At 65.4% G+C, this 26,956-nt stretch carries 22 protein-coding genes and 1 pseudogene; 15 read left to right on the forward strand and 8 right to left on the reverse strand.

The window, feature by feature from the left end; translation table 11 throughout:
• The first annotated feature begins 22 nt into the window (after positions 1 to 22).
• Entirely contained in the window at positions 23 to 943 is a 921-nt protein-coding gene (locus tag ACQ4MJ_RS00180) for a 2-hydroxyacid dehydrogenase (RefSeq protein ID WP_099729220.1), read from the forward strand.
• 42 nt (positions 944 to 985) lie between these two features.
• Positions 986 to 1,444: a DUF3592 domain-containing protein gene (locus ACQ4MJ_RS00185; protein ID WP_099729221.1), complete on the forward strand. Its 459-nt coding sequence runs from the start codon at positions 986 to 988 to the stop codon at positions 1,442 to 1,444.
• A 33-nt stretch (positions 1,445 to 1,477) separates the two neighbouring features.
• Here the strand turns inward: ACQ4MJ_RS00185 and ACQ4MJ_RS00190 are convergent, their stop codons facing one another.
• The 3 genes and pseudogenes from ACQ4MJ_RS00190 to ACQ4MJ_RS00200 form a co-directional block, all read right to left on the reverse strand.
• Positions 1,478 to 2,506 (reverse strand): Bug family tripartite tricarboxylate transporter substrate binding protein, encoded by a 1,029-nt coding sequence (locus tag ACQ4MJ_RS00190; RefSeq protein ID WP_431150816.1) that lies wholly within the window; start codon positions 2,504 to 2,506, stop codon positions 1,478 to 1,480.
• 82 nt (positions 2,507 to 2,588) lie between these two features.
• Complete coding sequence (locus tag ACQ4MJ_RS00195) at positions 2,589 to 3,446, reverse strand: 3-keto-5-aminohexanoate cleavage protein (protein WP_431153136.1); 858 nt, start codon at positions 3,444 to 3,446, stop codon at positions 2,589 to 2,591.
• A 54-nt stretch (positions 3,447 to 3,500) separates the two neighbouring features.
• Positions 3,501 to 4,442: pseudogene (locus ACQ4MJ_RS00200) on the reverse strand (3-hydroxyacyl-CoA dehydrogenase family protein); the annotation flags it as partial.
• 110 nt (positions 4,443 to 4,552) lie between these two features.
• Here ACQ4MJ_RS00200 and ACQ4MJ_RS00205 point away from each other — a divergent pair.
• The 5 genes from ACQ4MJ_RS00205 to ACQ4MJ_RS00225 all read left to right on the forward strand — a co-directional run bounded on the left by ACQ4MJ_RS00205 (position 4,553) and on the right by ACQ4MJ_RS00225 (position 8,095).
• Positions 4,553 to 5,548 (forward strand): LysR substrate-binding domain-containing protein, encoded by a 996-nt coding sequence (locus ACQ4MJ_RS00205; RefSeq protein WP_431150815.1) that lies wholly within the window; start codon positions 4,553 to 4,555, stop codon positions 5,546 to 5,548.
• An 18-nt stretch (positions 5,549 to 5,566) separates the two neighbouring features.
• Positions 5,567 to 6,475: a hydroxymethylglutaryl-CoA lyase gene (locus tag ACQ4MJ_RS00210; protein ID WP_121508489.1), complete on the forward strand. Its 909-nt coding sequence runs from the start codon at positions 5,567 to 5,569 to the stop codon at positions 6,473 to 6,475.
• Between the two features lie 166 nt (positions 6,476 to 6,641).
• Complete coding sequence (locus ACQ4MJ_RS00215) at positions 6,642 to 7,160, forward strand: YbaK/EbsC family protein (RefSeq protein ID WP_055393041.1); 519 nt, start codon at positions 6,642 to 6,644, stop codon at positions 7,158 to 7,160.
• A complete protein-coding gene (locus ACQ4MJ_RS00220; RefSeq protein WP_121421243.1) occupies positions 7,157 to 7,429 on the forward strand; it encodes a DUF1289 domain-containing protein in 273 nt (90 codons plus the stop codon). Before ACQ4MJ_RS00215 ends, ACQ4MJ_RS00220 begins: the two co-directional genes overlap by 4 nt.
• A 3-nt stretch (positions 7,430 to 7,432) precedes the next feature.
• Positions 7,433 to 8,095 carry a 2-hydroxychromene-2-carboxylate isomerase gene (locus ACQ4MJ_RS00225; protein ID WP_431150814.1) on the forward strand — a complete coding sequence of 221 codons (663 nt, stop codon included), beginning with the start codon at positions 7,433 to 7,435 and terminating at the stop codon, positions 8,093 to 8,095.
• A 181-nt stretch (positions 8,096 to 8,276) separates the two neighbouring features.
• Here the strand turns inward: ACQ4MJ_RS00225 and ACQ4MJ_RS00230 are convergent, their stop codons facing one another.
• Complete coding sequence (locus ACQ4MJ_RS00230) at positions 8,277 to 8,942, reverse strand: 3'-5' exonuclease (RefSeq protein WP_431150813.1); 666 nt, start codon at positions 8,940 to 8,942, stop codon at positions 8,277 to 8,279.
• A gap of 5 nt (positions 8,943 to 8,947) precedes the next feature.
• Positions 8,948 to 10,867 (reverse strand): DUF294 nucleotidyltransferase-like domain-containing protein, encoded by a 1,920-nt coding sequence (locus ACQ4MJ_RS00235; RefSeq protein WP_431150812.1) that lies wholly within the window; start codon positions 10,865 to 10,867, stop codon positions 8,948 to 8,950.
• Between the two features lie 263 nt (positions 10,868 to 11,130).
• Here ACQ4MJ_RS00235 and ACQ4MJ_RS00240 point away from each other — a divergent pair, with 263 nt between their 5' ends.
• From ACQ4MJ_RS00240 to ACQ4MJ_RS00255, 4 genes are read left to right on the forward strand one after another with little or no spacing between them, the layout of a single operon-like run.
• On the forward strand, positions 11,131 to 11,427 hold the full coding sequence (locus ACQ4MJ_RS00240) for a hypothetical protein (RefSeq protein ID WP_228896056.1): 297 nt from the start codon (positions 11,131 to 11,133) through the stop codon (positions 11,425 to 11,427).
• Positions 11,418 to 12,029 carry a tetratricopeptide repeat protein gene (locus ACQ4MJ_RS00245; protein ID WP_431150810.1) on the forward strand — a complete coding sequence of 204 codons (612 nt, stop codon included), beginning with the start codon at positions 11,418 to 11,420 and terminating at the stop codon, positions 12,027 to 12,029. The genes ACQ4MJ_RS00240 and ACQ4MJ_RS00245 overlap by 10 nt, the downstream gene beginning before the upstream one ends.
• Before the next feature lie 48 nt (positions 12,030 to 12,077).
• Positions 12,078 to 12,338 (forward strand): DUF4212 domain-containing protein, encoded by a 261-nt coding sequence (locus ACQ4MJ_RS00250; protein WP_431150809.1) that lies wholly within the window; start codon positions 12,078 to 12,080, stop codon positions 12,336 to 12,338.
• Positions 12,335 to 14,452 carry a sodium:solute symporter family protein gene (locus ACQ4MJ_RS00255; RefSeq protein WP_431150808.1) on the forward strand — a complete coding sequence of 706 codons (2,118 nt, stop codon included), beginning with the start codon at positions 12,335 to 12,337 and terminating at the stop codon, positions 14,450 to 14,452. The genes ACQ4MJ_RS00250 and ACQ4MJ_RS00255 overlap by 4 nt, the downstream gene beginning before the upstream one ends.
• A 97-nt stretch (positions 14,453 to 14,549) precedes the next feature.
• Here ACQ4MJ_RS00255 and ACQ4MJ_RS00260 read toward each other — a convergent pair whose 3' ends face one another.
• Positions 14,550 to 15,041 (reverse strand): hypothetical protein, encoded by a 492-nt coding sequence (locus tag ACQ4MJ_RS00260; RefSeq protein ID WP_431150807.1) that lies wholly within the window; start codon positions 15,039 to 15,041, stop codon positions 14,550 to 14,552.
• 311 nt (positions 15,042 to 15,352) lie between these two features.
• Here ACQ4MJ_RS00260 and ACQ4MJ_RS00265 point away from each other — a divergent pair, with 311 nt between their 5' ends.
• Together ACQ4MJ_RS00265 and ACQ4MJ_RS00270 are read left to right on the forward strand one after the other, a co-directional pair.
• Positions 15,353 to 17,014 carry an MFS transporter gene (locus ACQ4MJ_RS00265; RefSeq protein WP_431150806.1) on the forward strand — a complete coding sequence of 554 codons (1,662 nt, stop codon included), beginning with the start codon at positions 15,353 to 15,355 and terminating at the stop codon, positions 17,012 to 17,014.
• A gap of 305 nt (positions 17,015 to 17,319) precedes the next feature.
• Positions 17,320 to 17,511, forward strand: coding sequence for a hypothetical protein (locus tag ACQ4MJ_RS00270; RefSeq protein ID WP_055393051.1), 192 nt, complete (start codon positions 17,320 to 17,322; stop codon positions 17,509 to 17,511).
• 164 nt (positions 17,512 to 17,675) lie between these two features.
• On the opposite strand, the gene ACQ4MJ_RS00275 is transcribed toward ACQ4MJ_RS00270, so the two are convergent.
• On the reverse strand, positions 17,676 to 18,797 hold the full coding sequence (locus tag ACQ4MJ_RS00275) for an ABC transporter substrate-binding protein (RefSeq protein WP_431150805.1): 1,122 nt from the start codon (positions 18,795 to 18,797) through the stop codon (positions 17,676 to 17,678).
• A gap of 172 nt (positions 18,798 to 18,969) precedes the next feature.
• Positions 18,970 to 20,085, reverse strand: a complete 1,116-nt coding sequence (locus ACQ4MJ_RS00280; protein WP_431150803.1) for an ABC transporter substrate-binding protein — start codon at positions 20,083 to 20,085, stop codon at positions 18,970 to 18,972.
• Positions 20,086 to 20,268: 183 nt separating this feature from the next.
• Between ACQ4MJ_RS00280 and uvrA the strand changes: the two genes are divergently transcribed.
• Positions 20,269 to 26,142, forward strand: a complete 5,874-nt coding sequence (uvrA, locus tag ACQ4MJ_RS00285) for an excinuclease ABC subunit UvrA (protein ID WP_431150802.1) — start codon at positions 20,269 to 20,271, stop codon at positions 26,140 to 26,142.
• Positions 26,143 to 26,336: 194 nt separating this feature from the next.
• Positions 26,337 to 26,843: a hypothetical protein gene (locus ACQ4MJ_RS00290; protein WP_055393055.1), complete on the forward strand. Its 507-nt coding sequence runs from the start codon at positions 26,337 to 26,339 to the stop codon at positions 26,841 to 26,843.
• Positions 26,844 to 26,956: the final 113 nt, after the last annotated feature.

A 26,956-nucleotide genomic window follows, 5' to 3' on the forward strand; every position in this document is an offset into this window, starting at 1 on the left:
AATGCGGCTACGCTTGGGCCCCATGAAAATCACCTTTTGTTGTACCGACACCAAGGCCGAACCCTGGCTGCAGGGCCTGGCCGCCGCGCTGCCCGGCGCTGAGATTTCCGTGTGGCAACCCGGCGCCCCGCAGGCCGACTATGCCGTGGTCTGGGCACCACCCCAGCGGTTCATGGACGAACAGCCAGCGCTCAAAGCCCTGTTCAACATTGGCGCGGGGGTGGATGCCCTGCTCAAACTGCGCCTGCCTCCCGAGGCCCTGGTGGTGCGCCTGGACGACGCAGGCATGGCCGTGCAGATGGCCGAGTACGTGTGCCACGCGGTCATCCGCCACTTCCGCGAGTTTGACGGCTATGAGGCCGACACCCAGGCGGGCCGCTGGGGCTACCGCAAGCCGCGCCTGCGCAGCGATTACCCCATCGGCGTGATGGGCCTGGGCGTGCTGGGCGAGCGGGTTGTCAAGGCGCTGGCGCAGTTTGAATTTCCCATCAACGGCTGGAGCCGCAGCCCCAAGGCCATCGACGGCGTGCGCGCGTTTGCGGGTGCGGACCAGTTCCAAGATTTTCTGGCCGCGAGCCGCGTGCTGGTCAACCTGCTGCCGCTCACGCCCGATACGGCCAACGTGATCAACAAGGACACGCTCGCTCGCCTGCAGCCGGGTGCCTACGTGATCAATGTGGCGCGCGGCGCTCACCTGGTGGACGAAGACCTGCTGGCCGCCATTGACAGCGGCCATGTGGCAGGCGCCACGCTCGATGTGTTCCGCACCGAGCCGTTGCCCGCAGGCCATGCGTTCTGGACGCACCCGCGCATCACCGTCACGCCCCACACCTCGGCGCGCACGCTGCGCGACGAGAGCATTGCCCAGATCGCACGCAAGATGGTGGCGCTGGAGCACGGCGAGACGGTGGCGGGCATCGTGAACCCCGCGCGAGGCTACTGAGGCCGCCGGTCCACGCGCTCGCCAGCGTGGAGAATGGCAGGCATGAGCACCTCCACCTTCCGCCGCTTCTTTGGCCTTTTGGGCTGGATCCTGCTGGTGCCCAGCGCCTTGACCGCGCTGGGTGCGGCGTGGTTATTGGCCTCTGGCATGAACATGCTGGGCGACACGCACACCGCCAAGGGCCGGGTGGTGGCGCATGAAGAAATCATGACAGGCCCATCCCACCGCCGGGGACTTGCCAAGAAAAGCATTGTGGAGTTTGTGGCGGGCGATGGGCGGAGATTCCGGTTCACAGACTCGGTCGCACGCCAGCAGCAGGCCATCCACGAGGTGGGTGAGACCGTCTCGGTGCGCTACTCCGCCCAAGACCCGTCGCAGGCCGAAATCAGCAGCTCCACCGCCGTGAAGATCGTGACCGGTACGGTGATGCTGCTGTCCAGTGCCATTGGCATGGCGCTGGGCTGGCTGTTGCTGCGCTTGCGACCCAGGTCTGTCGCATAGCCCTCTGTGCGCGGGCACAGAGGGTGTGCCTTTTCAATCCACCGTCACGTCGGCATCGCGCACCAGCTTGCCCAGGCGCTGCGCGTCGGCCTTGATGAGCGCCCCGAAATCTGCCGCCGTGCCCCCCACCGCAGGCGTGCCAATGGCTTCCCATTTGGCGCGGAAGGCCGGTTCCTTGAAGATCGCATTCACCGTGGCGTTGAGCTTGTCGACGGTGGCTTGCGGGGTGCCGGCTCGCACCGCAATGCCATGCCAGCCGGTGATCTGGTAGCCCGCAATGCCAGCCTCCGCCATGGTGGGCACATTGGGCAGCACCTTGGCACGTTCGCTGGATGTGACGGCCAGCGGGATGAGCTTGCCCGCCTGAATGTGGGGCAGGGAGCTACCGACTATGTCAAACATCACGTTCACCTGTCCGCCGATCAGGTCGTTGAGCGCGGGGCCAGCGCCCCGGTAGGGGATGTGCCCCATCTTCACGCCCGCCGTGGTGTTGAACAGCTCGCCCGCCAGGTGCTGCGGTGTGCCGTTGCCGGCAGATGCAAAATTCAGCACCGGCTTGCCCGCCTTGGCCATGGCGAGCAGCTCAGCCACCGTTTTCACGCCCAGCGAGGGGTGGACTTCGAGTACCAGCGGGAATGCCGACAGCTGGATCACCGGTGCCAGGTCAGACATCGGGTTGAACGGCATGCTGGCGTACAGCGAGGGGTTGACCGCCATCGGGCCGCTGGCGGCCAGCAGCAGCGTGTGGCCGTCCGCTGGCGCCTGCTTGGCGACCTCGGCGCTGCCCGTGTTGCCACCGGCGCCGCCCTTGTTGTCCACCACCACGGTCACACCCAGGCGGCTTTGCAGCTCGGGCTGCAGCATGCGGGCCATCAGGTCGGTGGGTCCACCGGGCGGGTAGGGCACCACAAAGCGGATGGTCTTGCTGGGGAAGGCGGTGGCCGCTGTTTGCGCCGCTGCGTGACCTGTGATGCCCAGGGCCAGGGGCACGGCAAGGGCTGCGTGCAGCACGGTGCGCCGGGCGCCGCGATGCGTGGATAAGGAAAGGTGGCGGTGGTGCATGTCTGTCTCCTGTGGGGATGGATAAAACCCGTCTGCTGCGGGTTGATGTCAATGAATGGGGAGCGCTGTGGGGCGGGGTAGCTCAGCCTGCGCCAAAACGCTGCCGGATGTCGGCGGCGGTGGCCAGCGGGCGGCCCAGCGCGGCGGCGGCTTCGACGGCCTGGCGCACCAGCGCGGTGTTGTCGGGGGCCACGCTGCCGTCCTTGCACAGCAGGTTGTTTTCAAACCCCACGCGGGCGTGGCCGCCAAACACGGCGGCGGCGGCCACGCAGGCGTTCTCTGCCGCCCCGAAGGCGCACACGGCCCAGGGCTCGTTGCCGTCATGGGAGTTCAGAAAAGGCAACAGGTCGCGCGGGCTGGAGGTCTGGCCCGCGCTGTAGCGGCCCAGCACAAACAGCAGGAACCAAGGCGCATCCGGCACCACGCCACTGGCGCGCAGTGCCTGCCAGCGGCGGAGGTCGGCCACGTCGTACAGGATGACCTGCACCATGGTGCGGCGCTGGGCCAGGCCGGTGAAGAAGCGCTGCAGTCCGGCTTCGCCGATCTCGGGCTTGTCTACTTCGCGCAGTCCGATGGACACGGCCTCGGGTTGCAGGGCCTCCACCATGGCGATCTGCGCGGGGGCCTGGTACACGCCTGCGGCTTCGCTGGTGATCTGGATGACCATCGCGTCGCCCACAGCCTGGCGCACCACGCGCTGCGCCTCGCGGTAGCCCTCCACATCGAGGCTGTGGCGGCCTTGCGCGTCGCGTATGTGCATGTGCAGCATGGCCGCTCCCGCGTCCAGGCAGGCCTTGGCCGTGGTGGCCAGCGTGGCTGGTGTGATGGGCACGGCGGAGTGGTCGGCAGGCTGCTTGTAGGCGCCGTTGGGCGCCACGGTCACGATCAGCGGGTCAACCCACTGGCTGGCAATGGTGGGTGATGCGGGCGATGCACTCATGCGCGGGCTCCGGTGGTCGATGGGGTGTCCGTCGGTGAGGTGGCGGTGGGGGGGCTCGATGGTGGGCAGCTCGCTGGCAAGCAGGGCCAGGCCCTGGCGCAGCAGCGTGTCGTAGCGCGCGCGTTCGGCCTGCTTGCGGTCTTCGGGCCAGTCGAAAAAGCCCTTGCCCGTCTTCATGCCCAAGGTGCCCTGGGCCACCTTGTCGCGCAGGGCCTGGGCGGGTACGTCGGTGTTCGAGAGCGTGGGGTACATGGTGGCGGCGGCGGCGGTGTGCACCTCGATGCCTGCGTGGTCGCGCTGCAGCACCGGCCCGGCCGCCAGAAAGCGGAAGCCAAAACCAAAGCGCACGGCGGCGTCCACGTCTTCGGGCGAGGCAATGCCTTCGTCGATGAGCGCAAACGCCTCGCGCGAGAGCGCATGCTGCATGCGGTTGGCCAGAAAGCCCGGCTTGTCCTTCTTGACCAGCACCGGCACGCTGCCGCAGCCACGCATGAAGGCGTGCAGCCAGGTGCCCAGGGCCGGGTCGCTGCGCTCGCCCAGCACTACCTCCACCAGCGGCACCAGGTGCGCGGGCATGAAGAAGTGCAGGCCCAGCATGCGCTGCGCCGTGGCCAGCCCCTGGGCGATGGCACTGATGGGAAAGCCCGAGCTGTTGCTGGCCAGCACGGCGTTGGGGGGCGCCACGGTTTCCAGCTCGGCAAACAGCTTTTGCTTGGCAGCCAGTTGCTCGGTGATGCATTCCACCACCAGCACCACGCCGCTCCAGTCCACATCCTGCAGGCTGGCGCACACCTGCACCGGGCCGGCGTGGGTGGCCTGGCCTGCGGCGGCCAGCTCCTGGGCGATGTGGGGCAGCAGGTGGTCGCGGCGTGCGGCGTGGGGGTCCACCACCGTGACCTGCGCGCCGCCCCTGGCCAGGACCACGGCCACATCGGCCCCCATGGTGCCTCCGCCTACCACCACGGTGCGTGCGTTGCGCGGCGAACTGTTCTCCATCGTGTCTCCTTGTTGCTCTCAATCTGCTCAAGCGGTGTGCTTGCGTTGAATTCAGTCTAGGGGGCTCGAATTGCGCGGTCCAGACGTCTTTTTCGATAGACTGATCGGTTATGAAGATCAATTGGTCCGCCCGCGAGGTGGATGTGTTCCTCTCCCTGGCCGAGACGCTGAGCTTTCGGCGCACGGCCTTGCAGATGCACCTTTCTCAATCGGCGGTGTCGGGCACGGTGGCGCGGCTGGAGGAGATGCTGGATGTGCGCCTGTTCGAGCGCACCACGCGCACGGTGCAGCTCACGCTGGCGGGCGAGGTGTTTGCGGAGCAGGCGCGGTTTCTGCGCCACCAGATGGAGGAGACCGTGCGCCGCGTGCAGGAGGTGGCGCAGCTGCAGGTGGGCCGCATTGCGCTGGCGGCGCTGCCGTCGCTGGCCGCAGGGGCTGTGCCACGGGCCTTTGCCCGGTTCTCCGCGCAGCACCCGGGCGTGCAGATGGAGCTGATCGACAGCCTGGCCGGCCCGGCCTTTGACATGGTGCGCGCCGGGCGCGTGGACTTTGCACTCACCGCTGCCAACCCCGCCTATGCCGACCTGGACTACACCCCGCTGGTGTCCGACCGCTTTGTGCTGCTGATGGGGCGCACGCACCCGCTGGCCCGAGGGCGCAGCGCCATTGCCTGGGCGGATGTGGCCGAGCTGCCGCACATCTCCATGCCCGCAGGTACCAGCGTGCGGCAGTATGCGGAAGAAGCCTTGCTGACCCACCGCATCCGTTTTGCGCCGCGCTATGAGGTGGAACACCTGGCCACCATCGCGGCCATGGTGGCTGCGGGGCTGGGCGTGAGCGCGCTGCCCGAACTGGCCGCCCAGGTGGTGCGTAGGCCCGAGGTGGTCACGCGAGCGCTCAAGGCGCCCGTGCTGCACCGGCCCATCGGGCTGATCACGCTGCGCGGGCGGCCGCTGTCGCTGGCGGCGCAGGCCATGGTGGCCCTGCTGCGGCAAGAGGTGGCGGGTGATGGCCCCGTACTGGCTGATGGCGCGTCCGGCGAATGGTCTGGCACGATATGGGGTGGCCCTGTGGAGGCGCAGGCGAGACAATGTCGGATTCCTTGATCCACCCTTGGTAGCCCCATGAGCATTCCCTCCCGCGTTCGCCTCATCGACGTTGGCCCCCGCGACGGCCTGCAGAACGAAAAGACCCCAGTCCCAGCCGCCGTCAAGATCGAGCTGGTGCACCGCCTGCAGCAGGCGGGCCTGAAAGAGATCGAAGTCACCAGCTACGTCAGTCCAAAGTGGGTGCCGCAGATGGCCGACAACCATGAGGTGATGGCCGGTATCACCCGCCAGAGCGGTGTCGCGTATTCGGTGCTCACGCCCAACCTCAAGGGCTTTGAGGCTGCCGTGCTGGACAAACCCGACGAGATCGTCGTCTTCGGCTCTGCCAGCGAGGCCTTCAGCCAGCGCAATATCAACTGCAGCATTGCCGAGAGCATCGAGCGTTTTGCCCCCGTGGTGGAGGCCGCACGGGCCGCTGGCATCCGTGTGCGCGGCGCCATGAGCTGCACCGTGGGCTGCCCGTACGAAGGCGACATTGCCCCTGAGCGTGTGGCGTACCTGGCGGGCCTGCTCCAGGGCATTGGTGTGCAGCGTGTGGACGTGGCCGACACCATCGGCGTGGGCACGCCGCGCAAGGTGCAGAAGGCGCTGGAGGCCACGTTGCAGCACTTTGGCATCGACGAGGTGTCGGGCCACTTTCATGACACCTACGGGCAGGCGCTGTCCAACACGCTGGCTGCGCTGGAGCTGGGCGTGTGGAACTTCCAGTCGTCCGTGGCCGGGCTGGGCGGCTGTCCCTATGCCAAGGGCGCCACCGGCAACGTGGCCACCGAAGACGTGGTGTACATGCTGCAGGGCATGGGCATCGAGACGGGCATCGACCTCGACAAGCTCATCGACGCGGGTGCCTACATTAGCGACTTTCTGGGCCGCAAGCCCAACTCCCGCGCTGCCAACGCGCTATTGACCAAACGTGCGGGGTAAGGATGAAGCACCCCCTGAGACGCTGCGCGTCTTAACCCCTCTCTCGCTGCGCGGGAGGGGGACGCACCCGGTGGCCTGGCGAAGCCAGTTCCACGGGTGCACTGGCTGGGGTCGCGCCTGAGCGATCAAAATAGCCCCGACGATTGTGATTTCGGAGTAAGAAACGATGTGTGGAGCTGAACTGAAAAATCTGCCTGAAGGTGTGCAGCGCGTGGCTGCAGCGCTGGAATCCCTGGGCCACCCCCACCGGCCGCAGATGCTGGACGACGCAGCGCGCACCGCGCAGCAGGCGGCCGATGCGCTGGGCATTGCCGTGGGGCAGATTGCCAAGAGCATCATCTTTCGCCGCAAGAGCGATGATGTGGCCGTGCTGGTGGTCACCTCGGGCGACCGGCGGGTGGATGAGAAAAAGGTGGAGGCCCACGTGGGCGGCAAGATCGGCCGCGCCGATGCCGACTTCGTGAAAAGCCGCACGGGCTTTTCCATCGGCGGTGTGTCGCCCGTGGCGCACGCCACGCCGCCCGTCACGCTGATCGATCAGGACCTGCTGCGCTTTGAGGTGGTGTGGGCGGCGGCGGGGCATCCGCATGGTGTGTTTGCGCTGCACCCCAGCGATCTTCAGCGGCTGACGGGTGCACCCGTGGTGGATGTGGTGCAGGTGGTTGCACCTGAGTCTGCGGCATGAATGCTATTGAATTGCTAGCTGTTCGCGCTTTGCAGATAAGCGCTGGTGGCCATTTTGATGCTGAAAACACCGAGGCCGTGCCCTCGCCCTGCATCTCGGTCTGCCGTATGTCGCCCGACCGCAGCCACTGCGAGGGCTGCTTTCGCTCCCTCGACGAGATCCGCATCTGGTCGCGTGCCGACTCGCACCTGCGGCGGGGGATCTGGCGCCAGTTGCTGGACCGGGCGGGCATTGCCGTGCCGGTGCAGCCAGAAAGCGCAGAAGGCTGAGCCATGAAGCACATCACGTTCTACCTCGACTTCATTTCGCCCTACGCCTGGCTGGCCTTTGAGCGCCTGCCCGAGGCGCTGGTGGACCTGAGCTACAGCGTCGAATACCGCCCGGTGCTGCTAGGCGCGTTGCTGCAGCAGCACGCCAACCCGGGGCCCGCGGGCATTGCGCCCAAGCGCGCCTGGACCTACCGCCACGTGACCTGGCTGGGCCACGCGCAGGGCACGCCGCTGCAGATGCCAGCACGCCACCCGTTCAACCCGCTGCCCTTGCTGCGCCAGGCGCTGACCTGCAGCGACGACGGTTGCATCAACCGCTATGTGGCGGGTACCGTGCTGCGCCACGTGTGGCAGGACGGGCACGACGCGCTGGACCCCGAACGCCTGGCCGCACTGGCGGCCGATCTGGCCGAACAAATCCGCCCGGGGCAGGACATGCACAGCGAAGGCCCCAAGGCGCTGCTGCGCGCCAACACCGAGGCCGCGCAGGCGGCGGGGGTGTTTGGCGTGCCTGCGTTTGTGGTGGACGGCAAGGTTTTCTGGGGGCTGGATGGCCTGCCCATGCTGCGCTCCTACCTGGAAGGTGACGACTGGTTTGCCGGGGCTGAAGGCGAGGCACGCTGGGCTGCGCCCGAGCTGCTTCCTTCAGGCCTCAAGCAGGGCTAAGAGGCTGAGAGTTCTTTATCCATGCCCGCCTTGCACGCGAAAACGCCCCGGCTCGTCGTTGCAAATGCTCGCCATAGCCCGAGCTATGGCTGTGCTTTGCGCCTAGATCCGCGGCGTTTTCGCGCGCCTTTCGGGCTTGGCTAAAAACTCTCAGCCTCTGAGGCCCGACGCCGTGCCATCCTCACCCGCTGCCATCCCGGTGGCGGGCCAGCCACCGGTGCTGGGTGGCCAGGCGCTGCACGTCAGCCCAGCTGCTGCACTGCGCAGCCACGCGGGGCCAGATGCGCTGCAGCAGGTCGCATTCCACCAGGGTGTCGGCGGCGGCCTGGTGCCGCACGGCGCAGCGGATGCCGAAGTGCGCCATCCAGTCGTCCAGCGCGCGGGCGCGCACCTGCTCGTGGGTGACGGCGCACAGGTGGTCCACATCCACCCAGGGGTTGGGCAGGCCATGCCCCAGGTGCTGGCGTGCATGGCGGTTGATCATGCTGCGGTCAAAGGCCGCGTGGAAGGCCAGCAGCGGGCTGTCTTGCACATAGTTTTCAAAGGCCTGCAGCGCCTGGGCGGCGGGCATGCCGTTGCGCTGCATCTGCGCGCCAATGCCGTGCAGCAGAATGTTGTCCTTGCTCGATGCCTCGTCCTGCTGCACCACCACCTCAAAGCTGTCGCCCAGCGCCACGCTGAGCGTGCGGCGCTGCCAGTCCACCCGCAGCGCAATGGCGGCAATGGCCAGCAGGCGGTCATGGCGCATGTCCAGGCCACTGGTCTCCACGTCCAGCATCACCCAGCGGCTGCCGGTGTAGGCGGGGGCATGCCCAAGGGCGCGCCTGATCGGCTCCAGCCAGCGCATGGCGGCTACCGGTCGTAGTCCAACTGCAGCCGCTGCTGCAGCTGCCGCGCCACGCGAAAGGATTCGCGCAGGATGCGCCGGTCGATGTCGTTGAGCCCGGCCACCACAATGCGGTTGGGTGGAGCGGCTTCAGCCCCTCCGGCCTCCAGCTGCACCCGCAGGCGCAAGATCTGCAAGAACTCGAAGCCGCCCACCCAGGCGCCGGTTTCCGTATCGGGCAGGCGCCACTGCGCGCCAGCGGCCTCCAGGCGCAGCCGCGTGTTGGTCTCGTGCACTCCCAATGCCAGGCTGTAGATGCGCGCAGCGTCCACAAACAGCGCCGTGCCCTGCAGCTTCAGGTCCAGCGCGCCATGCTCGTCGGTGTCTATGGCGCCGCGCCAGTTCAGCGGCACGCTGCGGCCCAGGGCGTTGTGGGCCAGCATCTTGAGAAAGCGCGGGCTGTTGCGCGCGGCCAGCGTCACGTCGGCGCGCAGCGCCTGGGCCAGCGCCACATCGCCACACAGGGGCCGGAAGTCAAAGTAGATGGAGGCGTTGAGCAGGTCCTGGGGCGAGCCCTGCGCCACCCAGTGCCCGAAGCGCTCGCGCCACTCGTCGAGCTTGAGGCAGCAGGCGCTTTCGCCCGCCATGATGCCGCCCCGGCACAGCGGGTAGCCGCAGGCGTCCAGCGCCAGGTTGACGGCATGCGCAAAGTGCCGAATCGCTTCGCGCGACTCGTCGGACACGTCGTTGTTCAGAATGATCGCGTTGTCCTGGTCGGTGGCAATGGTCTGCTCCGCCCGCCCCTCGGAGCCCAGGCACAGCCAGCACAACCATTTCAGATCGATGCCAAATTCTTCGGCCTTGAGCTGCACCAGTCGTTCGGTCAGCACATCGTTGAGGTGGCTGATCATCGATGTGAGCTGCCGCGCATGCACGCCCTGCGCGAGCAGGCTGCGTGCCAGGCGGCGGATGTCCTGGGCTGAGGCCTGCAATGCCTCCACGTCGGTGGCCGAGCGCAGCGCGGTGCTCACGCTTTTGAGGCTTTGCCGCTGCATGGCGAACAGGTCGCGCTCTGACACCATGCCAATCGCCACTCCATCGCGGGTGATCGGCACGTGGCGGATGCCGTGGCGCGACATCAGCAGCGCTGCGTCTTGCGCCGAGTGTTCACTGGTGAGCGTGCGCACCGGCCGCACCATGACCTCCGCAATGGGCGTGTGCAGCGGCAGCTGGGCCAGCGCCACGCGGCCCAGCACGTCATACCGCGTGAGGATGCCCACAGGGTGCCGGGCCCCATCCACCACCAGCATCGAGCCCAGGCGCTGCTGGTGCATGGTCTGCAGCGCGGTGTGCAGCGGTGTGCTGGCATCGCAGGTCACCAGCTTCTTGCCGATGAGTGTGCCCAAGGGGGTTTCGAGCGACTGCTCGGCCGCGGCGTGGGTGGCATAGGCGGCTTGCAGTGCCTGGCGCGAAAGCGCGAGGAACTGCACCGTGCGCTGGCCCAGGTACTGCGCAAACGCCGTGCTGCGGCTGGCCAGCCGGTGCATGTGGGCTACGGCCAGCACCAGCACAAAGGTGTCGGTGTTGGCGCGGTACGTGGCCGTAACAGCACGGCCTGCCCAGGCGGCGCTGACGGGGAACAGGTCGCCCGCCTCGTACTCGAAAGCGCCCACCGCCTCGGCCAGCCCCCGGGTGCCCGTGACGGCGCCCTGGCGCACGTAATACAGCGACTGCACCGTTCCGCTCTCCGGGCCAATCACCAGCTCGCCGGGGGCGAAATACTGCTGCTCGCAATGCGACAGGAAATCATCCACCTCGGCATCCAGCATTTGGGCAAAAGGGGCGTGCTGCCGGAGGTCCTGGCGGAAGTTGGCCAGCAGGTGGTGCGATGGCTGTAGCGGCGCCTGCGCGCTGGCAACTGGTGGCGGACTGGGCGGCTTTTCCATGGCGGCAGTCTATGCCCGGCCCGGCGACGCGGGAAGTCCTTCCATGTGCATCGCCTTGACCTCGATCAAGGGTTTTGGAGCCCTTGGTGTTTTCCCGCAAGAGCGCCTCAGATTCCACCGATTTATCGCATCGCAAAAAAAAGATGCAGGGTTTTTGCGGGATTTGTAAGTTAGCGATAAGCCCTGTGTCAGCCAGCGGTCAGACACCCTGCGCAGAGTGCGTCCACCTTTCCTTTTCCTTACAGCGAGGCATCGAGTTCACCATGCTCCTGACCGTTGTCATTCTGAAAAGCCTGATCGAGTTGTCCCTGATGTTCATCGTGGGACGGTTTCTGCTGGGACTGTTGGCGGGGGCGAAGCGGCACACCAATGTGTTCTGGCAGATGCTGGACGTGGCCGCCAAGCCCTGCCTGTGGCTGACGCGCAAGGTCAGCCCGCGCCAGGTGCTGGACCAGCACATCCCGCTGGCCACCGCCAGCTGGTTGCTCATGGCCTGGGTGCTGGTCGTCAAGCTCAAGATCGACCTCTGTCTGGAGCTGGGAGCACAGGCATGCCAGTGACCCAGAGCCTTCCCCTTCCCCCCGTCCCCTGGTCGCAGCGGCTGGAGCGTCAGGCGCTGGTCTGGCGTGCCAAAGCATTGCTGTTTGTGGGCCGCAAGGCTGCGGCCAAGGCCGTGTTTGAGCGGATTCTGGAGCGCTGGCCCCAGGACGTTCTGGCGATCAACAGCCTCGCCTACGACGCGCTGCTCAGCGACCACAAGACACAGGCTCTGCAGTACTACGCCCAGGCATTGGCCTTGCAGCCCCAGGTGTGCAATGCCCACTTCAACCATGCCTATGTGGCCGAGCAGCTGGACCAGCTGGCACTGGCCGAAGAGGGGTTCCGGGCGGCCCTGCAGATCGACGAAAAAATGGACCGGGCCTGGTACGGCCTGGGCTTGGTGCTGGTGCGGCAGGGGCGGCTTCAGGAGGCCTTGCAGGCCCTGGATCGCAACACCCGCCTGCAGCCCATGAGCCCCTTTGGCTGGTATCAGATGGCGCGTGTGCACGTCGATCTGCACCAGCCCGAGGAGGCACGCGCCGTAATACGGCATTTGAAAGGATTCGAGCCCAAGGTGGCCGCGCAACTGGAGCGGGAGACCGGTTTGCGTGCAGATTTTTAGCGCTGAAGTCCGAGTGAGTGTTCTTTTAACGACATGGAGGAGCAAGCAATGAAACTGACGGCCAAGCACCAGGAATACTGGCGCAAAAATCTGCAGATAACGGCCCTTTTATTGGGCATATGGTTCTTTGTCACTTTTGTCGTGGTGTTTTTCGCCCGCGACCTCACGTTCCGCTTCTTCGGCTGGCCGTTCTCGTTCTGGGTGGCTGCCCAGGGCGCTCTGGTGGTGTACTGCCTGATCATCTGGTACTACGCCCGCCACATGAACAAGCTCGACATCGAATACGGCGTTGCCGAAGGAGAAGAATGATGGGACTCTTCGGCGGAGACGGACAGTCGCAAGGCGACTTCAAAAAGGGCCTGAACAAGGTCTACACCTGGTACACCGGTGGCTTCATCGGCTTTGTGTTGGTGCTGGCGGTACTCGAACAGATGGGCCTGCCCAAAAACTGGATCGGCTACCTTTTTCTCGCGGCCACCGTGTTGCTGTATGCCGGTATCGGCATCATGAGCCGCACCAACGACGCGGCGGAGTATTACGTGGCCGGGCGCCGCGTGCCGGCCATCTACAACGGCATGGCCACAGGGGCGGACTGGATGTCGGCGGCCTCCTTCATTGGTATGGCGGGCACCCTCTACCTGACGGGCTATGGTGGGCTGGCGTTCATTCTGGGGTGGACGGGCGGTTACTGCCTGGTGGCGCTGTTCCTCGCTCCTTACCTGCGCAAGTTCGGCCAGTTCACCATTCCCGACTTTCTGGGGGCGCGGTTTGAGGGCAACCTTCCCCGGCTGATCGGGGTGGGGGCCGCCATCCTGTGCTCGTTCACCTATGTGGTGGCACAGATCTATGGTGTGGGCCTGATCACTTCGCGCCTTACGGGCCTGGCTTTCGAGATCGGTATCTTTGCCGGCCTGGCCGGTATCCTGGTCTGCTCGTTCCTCGGTGGCATGCGTGCCGTGACCTGGACGCAGGTGGCGCAGTACATCATCCTGATCGTTGCGTACATGCTGCCCGTGGTGTGGCTGTCGGTCAAACACACGGGCGTGCCTGTGCCGCAGGCGGTGTATGGCTACACCCTGGAAAAGGTGACTGCCAAAGAGGCTGAGCTGATCAAGGACCCCAAAGAAATAGAGGTGCGTGGCATCTACAAGGCCCGCTCGGATGCGGCTGTGGAAAAGCTCAAGGATGTGAATGCTTCGCTGGCGGCCGACCGGGCGGCAGCGCAGAAGAAGCTGGATGACCTGAAGGCTGCCAATGCGCCCGCTCCCGACATCGCCGCCGCTGCCGCCGCGCTGGCCGCAGTGCCCAAGAATGAAGCGGACGCCCGCACCGCGTACACGGCGGCGCGCACCTCGAATGCAGCCAAGTCGGCGCCGCCCATCCGCCATGCCGAGCCGTTCCCCGGCAAGGATGAGGCCGCGCAGAACGTTGCACGCAAGAACTTCCTCGCGCTGGTGTTCTGCCTGATGATCGGCACGGCCGCGCTGCCGCACATCCTCATGCGCTACTACACCGTGCCCTCGGTGCGCGAGGCGCGGGAATCGGTGAGCTGGTCGCTGTTCTTTATCTTCCTGCTGTACTTCACGGCGCCTGCGCTGGCAGTGCTGGCCAAGTACGAGGTCTACACCGTGCTGGTGAACACACCGTTCGCCAGCCTTCCGGAGTGGATTGCGCGCTGGTCGGCGGTCGACAAATCGCTGCTGTCGGTGGTGGACATCAACAACGACGGCATCCTGCAGCTGGCGGAGATCTCCATCGGTGGCGACATCATCGTGCTGGCCACGCCTGAAATTGCTGGCCTGCCGTACGTGGTGTCGGGCATGGTGGCGGCGGGTGGGCTGGCTGCGGCGCTGTCTACCGCGGACGGCCTGCTGCTGACCATCGCCAACGCGCTGTCGCATGACCTGTACTACAAGGTTCTGGACCCCAATGCCTCCACGGCACGCCGCGTGATGGTGTCGAAGCTGCTGCTCCTGCTGGTGGCCCTGGCAGCAGCCTACGTGGCGGCGCAGAAACCAGCGGACATCCTGTTCCTGGTGTCGGCGGCCTTCTCGTTTGCGGCGGCGGCGTTCTTCCCGGCGCTGACGCTGGGCATCTTCTGGAAACGTGCCAACAAGTGGGGGGCGTCGCTGGGGATGTTGGCCGGCCTGGGCATCACCTTCTATTACATGGTGACCACCCAGCCCTGGCTGTACAAGCTCACGCACGGAACGGCGATCACGCCGGAAATCGTCAAAGCCAACACTTGGTGGGATATCGCGCCCATCTCGGCAGGTCTGTTCGGTGTGCCGCTGGGCTTTGCTGTGATCATCATCGTCTCGCTGCTCACCAAGGCCCCGGGCAAGGAAATCCAGGAACTGGTGGAGCATGTGCGCTACCCCAGCCTGGATGGCAAGACCTCGGCAGCGAGTGCTGCACACTGACGGGACGGGCTCCTGCGGGCGCCCTGAGAGTTCATAAAAACCCCGCCAGGCCGTGGCGGGGTTTTTTTATGGGCTGGTCTTTGCGTGTTGTTGGGGTTCAGCGGCCCAGCGCAGCGGCCACGAATTCCTCGGCCTTTTTCTCTGAGCGCATGGAGGCCACCACGGGGCGCAACTCCTGGATCTTGGCCTCCAATTCGGCCACCGATTTGCATTTTTCGAGCTGCAGCGCCAGAGGCTCGCATGCCGGGCCCAGCAGGTCTTCAAGGACCTTGGTGGCGCGCCGGGCGCTGGTGCGCAGATCCTGAACCGGTGGGGCCGCGGTGGCCGGGGTGTTGCCCGTTGTGGCGTGCGTGGGCGAGGGCGGCGCCACAGCCCCGGAAACCACCGATGCCAGCCCCAGGTCGACCAGCGCCTGGCCAATGCGCAAGGCCTCATCGAGGCTGCCACAGGCCTGGGCCAGGTCCTGCAGCCGTTTGCTGCCGTCCACCAGGATCAGGGTGGTGCGTTCACGGGGAGGGAGTGCCCGGTCGCGGTGCTTGATCGCCTCGATCCCTTGATCTGTCTTTTTTAGGACGGTGTGCGCGTGCATGGGGCCCCTGCAAAAGTTGACGGTTGTCTCCACAAGCGGGCTGGCAGCGCACGCTCAGGCGCTTGGTGTGCACGGAGTCCGGTGGACTGCATGGGCGCACATGCCCTGATCGGGGTTTTCCCTGCCCAAGGTCCAGTCGCTCCAGTGCGCTTGAAAGCCCGCTCATAAGGACGGCAGGCACTTTGTAAGTATCGGTTCAGTTTAACGCAAGCCTCTGTTGGTTTGGCGTCAGAGCAGAGTCAGTGCCTTCCCGAAGAATGACCTTGCCCGCCACTGTGCGGTCTTAAAAATCACCAGGAGACATAGACACCATGGCAACCATCCATCCCGCACCGCGGCCGATGTCGCCCGAAGAGCGCAAGGTCATCTTCGCATCGTCGCTCGGCACCGTTTTCGAGTGGTACGACTTTTACCTGTACGGCTCGCTCGCAGCCATCATCGCCAAGCAGTTCTTCAGCGGGCTGGATGCCGGATCGGCGTTCATCTTCGCGCTGCTGGCCTTCGCAGCGGGCTTCATCGTCCGCCCGTTCGGCGCGATTTTCTTCGGTCGCCTGGGCGACATGATCGGTCGCAAGTACACGTTCCTGGTCACCATCCTGATCATGGGTCTGTCCACCTTCATCGTGGGTATCTTGCCGACCTATGCCTCCATCGGTGTGGCGGCCCCCGTCATCCTGATCATCCTGCGCCTGCTGCAAGGCCTGGCGCTGGGTGGTGAGTACGGCGGCGCAGCCACCTATGTGGCCGAGCATGCTCCGCACGGCAAACGCGGCGCCTACACCGCCTGGATCCAGACCACGGCCACGCTGGGTCTGTTTCTGTCGCTGATGGTGATTCTGGGCACCCGTACCATGCTGGGCGAAGAAGCCTTTGCGGACTGGGGCTGGCGTGTTCCATTCATCGTGTCGATCCTGCTGCTGGCCATCTCGGTCTGGATCCGTCTGTCGATGAATGAATCGCCTGCCTTCCAGAAGATGAAGGCCGAGGGCAAGACCTCCAAGGCCCCATTGACCGAGTCTTTCGGCCAGTGGAAGAACCTGAAGATCGTGATCCTGGCACTGGTAGGCTTGACCGCCGGCCAGGCCGTGGTGTGGTACTCGGGCCAGTTCTATGCGCTGTTCTTCCTGACACAAGCCCTGAAGGTCGATGGCGCCACCGCCAACATCTTTGTGGCTGTGTCGCTGCTGATCGGCACGCCGTTCTTCATCGTGTTCGGTTCGCTGTCGGACAAGATTGGCCGCAAGCCCATCATCCTGGCAGGCTGTCTGCTGGCCGCGCTGACGTACTTCCCTGTGTTCGGCGCACTGACCAAGGCGGCCAACCCCGCCCTGGCTGAAGCCCAGGCCAAGAACCAGGTGATCGTGACGGCAGACCCCAAGGAATGCTCGTTCCAGTTCAACCCCACCGGCACTTCCAAGTTCACCAGCTCGTGCGACATCGCCAAGCAGGTGCTGGCTGGCGCTTCGGTGAGCTATGACAACGCCGTCGCTGCCGCTGGTACGCCCGCCACGATCAAGATCGGTGAGACAGTCATCGCCTCGTACACCAGCAAGGGCCTGCCCGCTGACGAAGCAAAGAAGAAAGATGGCGAGTTCAAGAAGGCTGTGGCCGATGCACTGAAGGCTGCGGGCTACCCCACCAAGGCAGATCCTGCCCGCATCGACAAGGTCATGGTCACCGTGATCCTGACCTACCTGGTGCTGCTAGTGACCATGGTGTACGGCCCTATTGCCGCCATGCTGGTCGAAATGTTCCCCACCCGCATCCGCTACACGTCGATGTCCCTGCCGTACCACATCGGTAACGGCTGGTTCGGCGGTCTGCTGCCCACTACGGCGTTCGCCATCGTGGCCCAGACCGGCAACATGTACAACGGCCTGTGGTACCCCATCATCATTGCCGGTGCCACGGTGGTGATCGGTGGCTTGTTCATCAAGGAAACCAAGGACGTGGACATCTACGCCAACGACTGATCGGTTCTGACCGGTGAACAGGGCCCGCCCCGCAAGGGTCGGGCCCTGTGTTCCATCAAGGGGCTTGTCCGCGCACCAGTACAACCCATAACCCTGGGGATGCTGTGCATGATTCGAGCGGTAAGCGTGCGCTGCGGATCGGGATGGACTGCAAGGCGCAAAACGCAGCAATAGCCGCAGCTATTGCGAGGTTTTGCAACGCGGCAGACCGCCCGAGCCCGCAGATGCATACGGCGCGACGAATCGTGCACAGCATCCCTAGCCAGGCCCCTTGATTGAACAAACCCATCCCAGGAGATATTGATATGTGGAAGATTGTTGTTGGCTTCGTCTTGTTTGCTGCGTTGTCGATGTACGTGATCATCACGGCGGGCGACAAGGCCGACATGGGTGGTGAAAAACACGGCGCAGATGCCGTGCATGCGCCCGAACCCGCTGCCAGTGCACCCGCAGCGGCGCCTGCGTCGGCACCTGCATCTGCGGCCAGCGCGCAGTAAGCCGCCGGGCTCCATCCCGAGCCCATCAAAAAAGCCTGCAGCCGAAAGGCCGCAGGCTTTTGTTTTGTGCGGGGCCGTCACGGCGGGCCGCACACTCCACGCCCCTACCGCTCCTGGCGCGGCGCAGGGCAAGAGCCCGCACGGCGCCTCAGTTTCTTAGGGTGTCATCGCTTGAAGCGCCCGTCACTCCCGATGATGGAAAGGTCGGCGAACACCAGACCGCTGTGGTCCGTGGGGCTGTAGCTCAGCTCCACGCCACCCAGGTCCCACTTCTTGATGCTCTCCAGGCCTGCGTGCAGTTTGGCGCGGTCCGGCTTGGGGCCCGCGCGTTTGATACCTTCCAGCAGCACCTTGGCGCTGACGAAGCCCTCCACCATCGCGGGCGTGAGATCGGAAATGTTCTTGGCGCGGGCCAGCTCCATGGCTTCCTTGACCACCGGGTAGTTCACCGACCGCTCGGAGGGAAAGACCTGCGTGACCACAACCCCCCGGGCCTGGTCGCCCAGCAGTTTGACAAAGCCGCCCGAGGCATTGTTGGACAGTGTCACGATCTGCCCCGTGACCCCTGCAGCGCGCAGCGCCTTGATGCCGTCGACCACCGCCGCGCCCGTGCCGATGAAGACCACGGCCTGGGGCTGCTTTTGCGCCACACGCGGTGCAATCGCGCTGTAGTCGGGCTTGGCACGGTCAAATTTCTCGACAAAGAGGGCTTCCAGCTGGTTGGCCTTGAAGCCCAGCTGTGCACCTGCCAGGCCATCTGCGCCAAAGGTGTCGTCCACATGCACCACGCCAATGCGCTTGATGCCCAGGGTGTTGAGGTGGGTGATGGCCTTTTCCACCTCGCGCTGGTAGGGCGCGCGCACGTTGAAGATGAACCTGTGTACCGGCTGGTGGAGCACCATGGCGCCGGTGGAGGGGCCGACCAGCGGCACGCCGTGCTGCTCCAGCAGCGGCATGATGCCCTGGGTGTGGGGCGTGCCCCGTGTCATGAACAGCCCGATCACGCCTTTTTCCTCAATCAGGATGCGGGTGTTTTCCAGGGTCAGCTTGGGGTCGAATTTGTCGTCCAGGGATATGACCTCCACCTTCTGCCCCGCGATACCGCCCCGGGCGTTGATGTGTTCAATGTAGAGCGCCGCGCCCTGCATGGATTCGGCCACCGTGGCCGCTGCCGAACCCGTGATGCCCACCGTCTGTCCAATGAGAATCTGTCCGTGGGCTGCGCCCACCATTGCGAAGATGGCGGCCAGGGTAGCGCCCCCGCGAAGCCAGTGTGTCAATCTCATGTTTGTCCCAAGATGCCTGTTTGTTGGAGGCGTCAATATAGATACAAACGGTGACAAATAAACTGTAGAAATACGTAGGCCCGGACGGAGCCGGGCCTGCGCAACCTATGGCCATCCGGGAGATGGCTCCTAGAGCCTGTTTGCGATCCCCTGCGAGATCGTAAACAGGCTCTTAGCGACGGAACCTGCCGTCCGTACCGATGATGGAGAGGTCGGCAAAGTCCAGGCCCGTGTGGTCGTCTGGCCCGTAGCTCACCTCCAGTCCGCCCAAGTCGAATTTCTTGATGCCTTCCAGGGCCGCGTGGATCTTGTCGCGGCTGGGTTTGGGGCCGGCGCGCTTGAGCCCTTCCACCAGGACCTTGGCGGCTGCAAAACCTTCGAGCATGGCGGGGCTGATCTCCTGCAAACCCTTGGCCCGGGCCAGCTCCTGGGCTTCCTTGACCATGGCGTAGGTCACCGCGCGCTCATTGGGGTACACCTGGGTCACGATCACGCCGCGCGCGTTGTTGCCCAGGCTCTTGATGAAGCCGCCCGAGGCATTGTTGGACAGCGTCACGATCTGTGCGGCAGAGCCTGCGGCGCGCAGCGCATTGCTGCCATCGACCACGGCAGAGCCGGAGGCGATCATCAGCACGGCCTGGGTGTCTGCCTTGGCCACCTTGGCCGCAACTGGGGCGAAATCAGGCTTGGCACGGTCAAACTTCTCCAGCACCACGGGTGTGAGCTTGGCCGCCGCCAGGCCTTTTTGTGCCCCCGCCACGCCATCGGCGCCAAAGCTGTCGTCGGCATACACCACGGCAATGCGGGTAATGCCCATGGAGGCCAGGTGGGTCATGGCCTTTTCTGCCTCGCGCTGGTAGGTGGCGCGCACGTTGAAGACGTATTTGCGCACGGGCTGGTGCAGCACCATGGCGCCCGTGGAAGGGCCGACCAGTGCCACGCCGTGCTTTTCCAGCAGGGGAACGATGGCCTCGGTGTGGGGCGTGCCGCGTGTGAGGAACAGCGCTGACACATTGTTTTCTTCGATCAGCTTGCGCGCGTTTTCTGCGGCCAGCTTGGGGTCGAACTTGTCGTCCAGCGAGGTCAGTTCGATCTTCTGGCCGTTGACGCCGCCCTTGGCGTTGACCGCATCGATATAGAGCAAGGCGCCGTCGGTGGTTTCCTTCACGCCTGCCGCCACCTGTCCGGAGAAGCCGGCGGTTTGCCCGATCAGGATCTGGGCATTGCTCGCGCCGCACAGCGCGGCGGCCAGAGCGACTGCGGCTCCCCATTGTGTCCATTTGTACATGGTCGTCTCCTTGGATTGACTGGCTACTCTAGACAAATGTTCCCTGTTTGCGAACCGGCATAACCCGATGTTGTGACAGCACCTGTCAGCAGACCCGCAATCAAAGGGTATTGCGGCAAGGCCGGACGGGCGCCACTGCGGTGCCTAGAATGTTCCGCCTCACCCTCGAAAAAGACTGCCTCCATGACCCAGGGACTGATCCGTATCCGCGGCGCACGCCAGCACAACCTCAAGAACCTGGATCTGGACATCCGCACCGGCGAACTCACGGTGGTCACGGGGCCCAGCGGCTCGGGCAAATCCAGCCTGGTGTTTGACACGCTCTATGCCGAGGGCCAGCGCCGCTACGTGGAGACCTTCAGCGCCTACGCCCGCCAGTTCCTCGACCGCATGGACAAGCCTGCCGTGGACAAGGTCGAGGGCGTGCCGCCGGCCATCGCTATCGACCAGACCAACCCCGTGCGCTCCAGCCGCTCCACCGTGGGCACGATGACGGAGCTGAACGACCACCTGAAGCTGCTGTTCGCCCGTGCGGGCCAGTTGTTCGACAAGCAGACCGCGCAGCCGGTGCGGCATGACACGCCCGAGACCATCTACGCGGAGTTGGCCGCGCGCTGCGCTGCCGCCAGTGACCCCCGCATCGTGTTGACTTTCCCGGTCGAGTTGCCTGCCAACACCAGCGCGGAGCAGGTGGAGCAGTGGCTGTCCGCCAGTGGCTTCACCAAGGTGCAGGCCGAGCGCGAGGTGGCCACGCCCACCGGCCCGCGCAAGGTGCTGGATGTGGTGGCAGACCGGTTCCGTCTGGGCAATGCCGAGAAGGTGCGGGTGATCGAGGCCATCGAGGTCGCGCTCAAACGCGGCACGGGGCGCTTGAATGTCTATCGGCTCTTGGACGAGAGCGAACCAGAACTCTGGCGCTTCTCCACCGGCCTGCACTGCCCCGACAGCGACCTGCGCTACAGCGACCCTATCCCGTCGGCCTTCTCGTTCAACTCCGCCGTGGGCGCGTGCGACAGCTGCCGGGGCTTTGGCCGGGTAATCGGCGTGGACTACGGCCTGGTCATCCCCAACGACAAGCTCACGCTGCGCGCGGGCGCCATCAAGACCATCCAGACCCCCGCGTGGAAAGAAGCGCAGGACGACCTCATGCGCCATGCCGAAACAGCCGGCATCCCGCGCGACACGCCCTGGTACAAGCTGACCGACGACCAGAAAAAGTGGGTGATCGGCGGCGCCCCCGGCTACAAGGACGGGCAATGGAGCAAGCAGTGGTACGGCATCAAGCGCTTTTTTGAGTACCTGGAGAGCAAGGCCTACAAGATGCACATCCGCGTGCTCTTGTCCAAGTACCGCAGCTACACGCCATGCCCCACCTGCGCGGGTGCGCGGCTCAAGACCGAAAGCCTGCTCTGGCGCATCGGCCGCAAGGAGGATGCCGATGCGGTGCTGGAGCCTGGCAAACGCTTCATGCCCGAAGGCGTGCAATGGTCGCGCGAGCAACTGGAGGCCTTGCCCGGCCTGTGCCTGCACGATCTGATGCTGCTGCCCGTTGATCGACTGCGCCAGTTCTTTGATCGCATGCAGCTACCGGTGGGCGACGACGCCAAGGGCGGCGACGCGCAAGCGCTCAAGCTGCTGCACGAAGAAATCACGACCCGCCTGAGGTACCTGTGCGACGTGGGCATTGGCTACCTCACGCTCGACCGGCAAAGCCGCACACTGAGTGGCGGCGAGGTGCAGCGCATCAACCTCACCACGGCGCTGGGTACCAGCCTGGTCAACACGCTGTTCGTGCTGGACGAGCCCAGCATCGGCCTGCACCCGCGCGACATGCACCGCATCACCGAGGCCATGCTGCGCCTGCGCGACGCGGGCAACACGCTGGTGGTGGTGGAGCACGACCCGGCCGTGATGCTGGCGGCCGACCGCATGATCGACATGGGCCCTGGCCCCGGCCGCCTGGGCGGGCAGATCGTGTTTGACGGCACCACGGCCGATTTGCGCAACGCCGACACGCTGACCGGCGCCTACCTGGGTGGGCGCAAGCACGTGGGTTTTGGCTTCAAGCGCATGGTCACCGAATCCACGCCGCGCCTCATCCTCGAAGGCGCGCGCGAGCACAACCTGCAGGATGTGACGGTGGAGTTCCCGCTGCAGCGCCTGGTCACCGTGACCGGCGTCAGTGGCTCGGGCAAGTCCAGCCTGATCCAGGACGTCCTGGCCCCCGCGCTGCTGCGCCACTTTGGCAAGGCCACCGACACGCCGGGCGCGCACGACCGCATGCTGGGCGCCGACCATCTGTCGGATGTTGTGTTTGTCGATCAATCCCCCATCGGAAAAACCGCCCGATCCAACCCCGTGAGCTACGTGGGCGCGTGGGACAGCATCCGCGAACTGTTTGCCGTGGCGCCGCTGTCGAAGCAGCGCAGCTACACGGCCAGCAAGTTCAGCTTCAACAGCGGCGATGGGCGCTGCCCGACCTGCGGCGGCTCGGGCTTTGAGCATGTGGAGATGCAGTTCCTGAGCGACGTATACCTGCGCTGCCCGGACTGCGATGGCAAGCGCTACCGGCCCGAGATCCTGGAGATCACCATCGAGCGTGGTGGTCGGACGTTGAATGTGGCCGATGTGCTGGCTCTCACGGTGGCCGAGGCGGCCGACCTGTTTGCCAATGACCGTGATGTGATCCGCGCGCTGCAGCCCATCGTGGATGTAGGGCTCGAATACGTGGCGTTGGGCCAGCCCGTGCCGACCTTGTCAGGCGGCGAGGCGCAGCGCCTCAAGCTTGCAGGCTTTCTGGCGGAGGCTGCGCGCAGCGCATCCAAATCGCGCCAGTCCGTCGCCCGCAAAGGCACGCTGTTCTTGTTTGACGAGCCCACCACGGGCCTGCACTTTGACGACATTGCCAAGTTGATGCGCGCGCTGCGCAAGCTCATCGATGCGGGGCACTCGCTCATTGTCATCGAGCACAACCTGGACGTGATCCGCGCCAGCGACTGGCTCATCGACCTGGGCCCCGAAGGCGGCTACGCGGGCGGCCTCATCGTGGCCGAGGGCACGCCCGAGGACGTGCGTGCTCACGCCACCTCGCACACAGGCCAGGCGCTGCGCGACTACGAACTGGCGCTGGGCGTGGGCGGCCACTCGGTGCACGAAAAGGCTGCGGCGCTACGAAAATCAGAGCGCCTCGCGCATATGGATCAAGCGCCAGCGGCCAAAAACGCTATACAAATCGTCAACGCCAAGGAGCACAACCTCAAGAACCTGAGCGTGGACATTCCGCGTGGCAAGTTCAACGTGGTGACGGGCGTGAGCGGCTCGGGCAAGTCCACGCTCGCGTTTGACATCCTGTTCAACGAAGGCCAGCGGCGTTACCTCGAATCGCTCAACGCCTATGCCCGCAGCATCGTGCAGCCAGCCGGTCGGCCCGAGGTGGATGCCGTGTACGGCATCCCGCCCACTGTCGCCATCGAGCAGCGCCTCTCGCGCGGCGGTCGCAAGTCCACCGTGGGCACCACCACCGAGGTGTGGCACTTTCTGCGCCTGCTGTACGTCAAGCTGGGCACCCAGCACTGCACCAAAGACGGCGCAGCCGTGCAGCCGCAAACGCCCGAGAGCATCGCCGCGCAGTTGCTCACGCAGTTCCGTGGCCAGCACATCGGACTGCTCGCGCCGCTGGTGATGAACCGCAAGGGCGTCTATACCGAGCTGGCCGACTGGGCGCGCCCGCGCGGCTTTACGCATCTGCGCGTGGATGGCAACTTCCTGCCCACCACCAACTTCCCGCGCATTGACCGCTTCAAGGAGCACACTATTGAGCTGCCTGTTGCCAGCCTGGATGTGTCGCCCGAGAACGAAGCCCAGCTCCGCAAGGCGCTGGCCGACGCGCTCACGCACGGCAAGGGCGTGGTGCATGTGCTGAGCAGCATCGACACGCTGGCTGCGGCCATGGAGGGCGGCTTGCCCACGGCCGGTATTGGCCATCTGCAAGCCTTTTCGACCAAGCGTGCCTGCCCGGTGTGCGCCACCAGCTATGCCGAGCTGGACCCGCGCCTGTTCTCGTACAACAGCAAGCATGGCTGGTGCCCCGACTGCGTGGGCACCGGCGTCAAGCTCACCAAAGACCAGCGCAAGGTGTTCGACGACTCGGTACAAGACGACAAGGAAAAGGGCCGCGAGCAGACCTTTGCCGAGCCCGAGGTGGAAGATTTGCAGGACACCGCTTGCCCCACATGCCACGGCACGCGTCTGAACGCCACGGCCCGCGCGGTGAAGTTTGCGGGAGTGGGCATTACCGACATCGCAGCTTTGTCAGTCACCGATGTGCGCCGATGGATCGAGACCCTGCGCATCGAAGGCGGCATGACCCAGCGTGAAGGCGACATCGCCCGCGATCTGGTGCCCGAGATCCAGAGCCGCCTCGAATTCCTCGAAGAAGTGGGCCTGGGCTACCTCACGCTCGACCGGGGCGCGCCCACGCTCAGCGGTGGCGAGGCGCAGCGCATCCGCCTGGCCGCGCAGCTGGGCAGCAACCTGCAGGGGGTTTGCTACGTGCTCGACGAGCCCACCATTGGCCTGCATGCGCGCGACAACCAGATCCTGCTCAACGCCCTGCACAAGCTGGGTGACAAGGGCAACACGCTGGTGGTGGTGGAGCACGACGAAGACACCATCCGCCGCGCCGACCACATCATCGACATTGGCCCCAGCGCGGGCAAACGCGGCGGGCGCCTGGTGGCGCAGGGCAGCGTGTCCGACATCACGGGCGCCGAAGATTCGCAAACCGGCCGTTACCTGCTGCACGCCATGAAGCATCCGCTGCAGCTGCGCCGCAGCATGTCGGCCAGCAAGGTCAGTGCCGAGGCCACGGCCGCCTTTGCCCGTGCCGAAGCTGCGGCGCCTACCGGTCGGCAGAGTGCGGCCGTCAAGAAGCGTGCGGCGCAGGCGGCATCGCTGGCCGCTGACGCCCTCAATGAAGCCAAGGAGCGCGCTGCCATGCGCTGGCTCACCGTGCATGGCGCGCAGTTGCACAACTTGCAGAACGTGACGGCCACCGTGCCACTGCACCGCCTGGTGGCAGTGACGGGCGTGAGCGGATCGGGCAAGTCCACCCTGGCGCGCGATGTGCTGCTGGCCAATGTGCAGGCCTGGGTGCAGCAGCGCAGTACCAAGGCCGGGCGCGATGCCATGGACGCGGGCAAGGCGCCGCCACTGGTCGGTTGCACCGGCCTGTCGGGCTTTGAGAGCATCGACCGCGTGCTCGAAGTAGACCAGACACCCATCGGCAAGACGCCGCGTTCATGTCCAGCTACCTACATCGGCTTCTGGGACACCATCCGCAAGCTGTTTGCCGAGACGCTGGAGGCCAAGGCACGCGGCTATGCCGCCGGGCGCTTCAGCTTCAACACCGGCGAAGGCCGCTGCCCCAGCTGTGAAGGTGCAGGTGTGCGCACCATCGAGATGAGCTTCTTGCCCGATGTGAAGGTGCCCTGCGAAACCTGCCACGGCGCGCGCTTCAACCCCGAAACGCTGGCCGTGACCTGGCGCGGCAAGAGCATTGGCGATGTGCTGCAGATGGAAGTGGACGAGGCCGTGGGCTTCTTCGCCACCATGCCCAGCATTGCGCACCCGCTGCAGCTCTTGCAGGACGTGGGCCTGGGCTACCTCACGCTGGGCCAACCGTCGCCGACCTTGAGCGGTGGCGAGGCGCAGCGCATCAAGCTCGTCACCGAACTCACCAAGGTGCGCGACGAGGTGGGCCGCCGAGGCCAGAAGGCGCCGCACACGCTGTATGTGCTGGACGAGCCCACCGTGGGCCTGCACATGGCTGATGTGGACAAGCTCATCCGCGTGCTGCACCGCCTGGTCGATGGCGGCCACAGCGTGATCGTGATCGAGCACGACCTGGATGTGATCGCCGAGGCTGACTGGATCCTGGACCTGGGCCCTGAAGGTGGCAACGCAGGCGGGCGCATCGTGGCAGCCGCTACGCCCGAGGATGTGGTGGCGGCGGGCACACATACTGGAAAGGCGCTGGCGGCGGTGCTGGCGCGCTGAGATACGTGAGCGGTGCGGGCGGCAGGGGCAGGGTGGCGCCATGCCAGCCATTGGTTTGGCGCACACCCCTGTCGGCACATGTCCTACGCACAACGCGGAACATGGCGCACGCGCTGCGCGGGGTGGGCTTCCTACGATGGGTTGCAGGGGATCGGCTCCCCACCTTCCATCCACATCTACGGACGCCCATCACCATGAACGCTTTTCATTTCCTCAAGACCTGTACTGCCCTTGCGGCTGCTTCTGTGCTGCTGGTCGCCTGCGGCGGCGGCAATGACGATGACCCAACACCCAGCAACGAACCCGGTGTGCTGACCGTGACCAGCGCTACGGTGGACGGTCTTAACGGTGTGTACGGCAACGGCACGTTGAACCTCACCGGCGTGGACAAGGAAAACCCCATCGGCTCGGTGCCCGAATTGTGTGCTTTCCGCTTTGACGGGGCCAACAAGGTGGGTTCTTCGGCCACCGCCTTTGGCGACATCCGTTATCGCCCCGATGCGACGGGCCTGCACCAGGTCTTCCTGACCTTTGATGGCAAGGAATACGCCAGCGGCGAGCCGACTGACACGGCGGTGGTACGCGAGAGCGACCAGGTGCGCTTCAGCGGAAAAACGCTGACAGCCACGGATGGCTCGAACGCCACCTTGCGCGTCACCGGCATCGTGCCCATGCGCCCGAACCGGCCGTTGGGCTGCTGATCCGGCGGCAGTTTCATTCCCTCTTTACTTGTCTCCCTCCCCGGTCCCTTCGACCGGTTTGGCCCCCGCTGTGATCGCAGCGGGGGCTTTTTTGTTGGGGCCTGCGGTCGTGC

The organism is Acidovorax facilis, from assembly GCF_050626955.1.
GTDB classification, from domain to species: Bacteria; Pseudomonadota; Gammaproteobacteria; order Burkholderiales; family Burkholderiaceae_C; genus Acidovorax; species Acidovorax facilis.

What these genes read in the sequence shown, in the direction of transcription:
- ACQ4MJ_RS00180 (WP_099729220.1), top strand. Translation starts at nt 23, where the DNA reads ATGAAAATCACCTTTTGTTGTACCGACACCAAGGCCGAACCCTGGCTG.
- ACQ4MJ_RS00185 (WP_099729221.1), top strand. Translation starts at nt 986, where the DNA reads ATGAGCACCTCCACCTTCCGCCGCTTCTTTGGCCTTTTGGGCTGGATC.
- ACQ4MJ_RS00190 (WP_431150816.1), bottom strand. Translation starts at nt 2,506, where the DNA reads ATGCACCACCGCCACCTTTCCTTATCCACGCATCGCGGCGCCCGGCGC.
- ACQ4MJ_RS00195 (WP_431153136.1), bottom strand. Translation starts at nt 3,446, where the DNA reads ATGAGTGCATCGCCCGCATCACCCACCATTGCCAGCCAGTGGGTTGAC.
- ACQ4MJ_RS00205 (WP_431150815.1), top strand. Translation starts at nt 4,553, where the DNA reads ATGAAGATCAATTGGTCCGCCCGCGAGGTGGATGTGTTCCTCTCCCTG.
- ACQ4MJ_RS00210 (WP_121508489.1), top strand. Translation starts at nt 5,567, where the DNA reads ATGAGCATTCCCTCCCGCGTTCGCCTCATCGACGTTGGCCCCCGCGAC.
- ACQ4MJ_RS00215 (WP_055393041.1), top strand. Translation starts at nt 6,642, where the DNA reads ATGTGTGGAGCTGAACTGAAAAATCTGCCTGAAGGTGTGCAGCGCGTG.
- ACQ4MJ_RS00220 (WP_121421243.1), top strand. Translation starts at nt 7,157, where the DNA reads ATGAATGCTATTGAATTGCTAGCTGTTCGCGCTTTGCAGATAAGCGCT.
- ACQ4MJ_RS00225 (WP_431150814.1), top strand. Translation starts at nt 7,433, where the DNA reads ATGAAGCACATCACGTTCTACCTCGACTTCATTTCGCCCTACGCCTGG.
- ACQ4MJ_RS00230 (WP_431150813.1), bottom strand. Translation starts at nt 8,942, where the DNA reads ATGCGCTGGCTGGAGCCGATCAGGCGCGCCCTTGGGCATGCCCCCGCC.
- ACQ4MJ_RS00235 (WP_431150812.1), bottom strand. Translation starts at nt 10,867, where the DNA reads ATGGAAAAGCCGCCCAGTCCGCCACCAGTTGCCAGCGCGCAGGCGCCG.
- ACQ4MJ_RS00240 (WP_228896056.1), top strand. Translation starts at nt 11,131, where the DNA reads ATGCTCCTGACCGTTGTCATTCTGAAAAGCCTGATCGAGTTGTCCCTG.
- ACQ4MJ_RS00245 (WP_431150810.1), top strand. Translation starts at nt 11,418, where the DNA reads ATGCCAGTGACCCAGAGCCTTCCCCTTCCCCCCGTCCCCTGGTCGCAG.
- ACQ4MJ_RS00250 (WP_431150809.1), top strand. Translation starts at nt 12,078, where the DNA reads ATGAAACTGACGGCCAAGCACCAGGAATACTGGCGCAAAAATCTGCAG.
- ACQ4MJ_RS00255 (WP_431150808.1), top strand. Translation starts at nt 12,335, where the DNA reads ATGATGGGACTCTTCGGCGGAGACGGACAGTCGCAAGGCGACTTCAAA.
- ACQ4MJ_RS00260 (WP_431150807.1), bottom strand. Translation starts at nt 15,041, where the DNA reads ATGCACGCGCACACCGTCCTAAAAAAGACAGATCAAGGGATCGAGGCG.
- ACQ4MJ_RS00265 (WP_431150806.1), top strand. Translation starts at nt 15,353, where the DNA reads ATGGCAACCATCCATCCCGCACCGCGGCCGATGTCGCCCGAAGAGCGC.
- ACQ4MJ_RS00270 (WP_055393051.1), top strand. Translation starts at nt 17,320, where the DNA reads ATGTGGAAGATTGTTGTTGGCTTCGTCTTGTTTGCTGCGTTGTCGATG.
- ACQ4MJ_RS00275 (WP_431150805.1), bottom strand. Translation starts at nt 18,797, where the DNA reads ATGAGATTGACACACTGGCTTCGCGGGGGCGCTACCCTGGCCGCCATC.
- ACQ4MJ_RS00280 (WP_431150803.1), bottom strand. Translation starts at nt 20,085, where the DNA reads ATGTACAAATGGACACAATGGGGAGCCGCAGTCGCTCTGGCCGCCGCG.
- uvrA (WP_431150802.1), top strand. Translation starts at nt 20,269, where the DNA reads ATGACCCAGGGACTGATCCGTATCCGCGGCGCACGCCAGCACAACCTC.
- ACQ4MJ_RS00290 (WP_055393055.1), top strand. Translation starts at nt 26,337, where the DNA reads ATGAACGCTTTTCATTTCCTCAAGACCTGTACTGCCCTTGCGGCTGCT.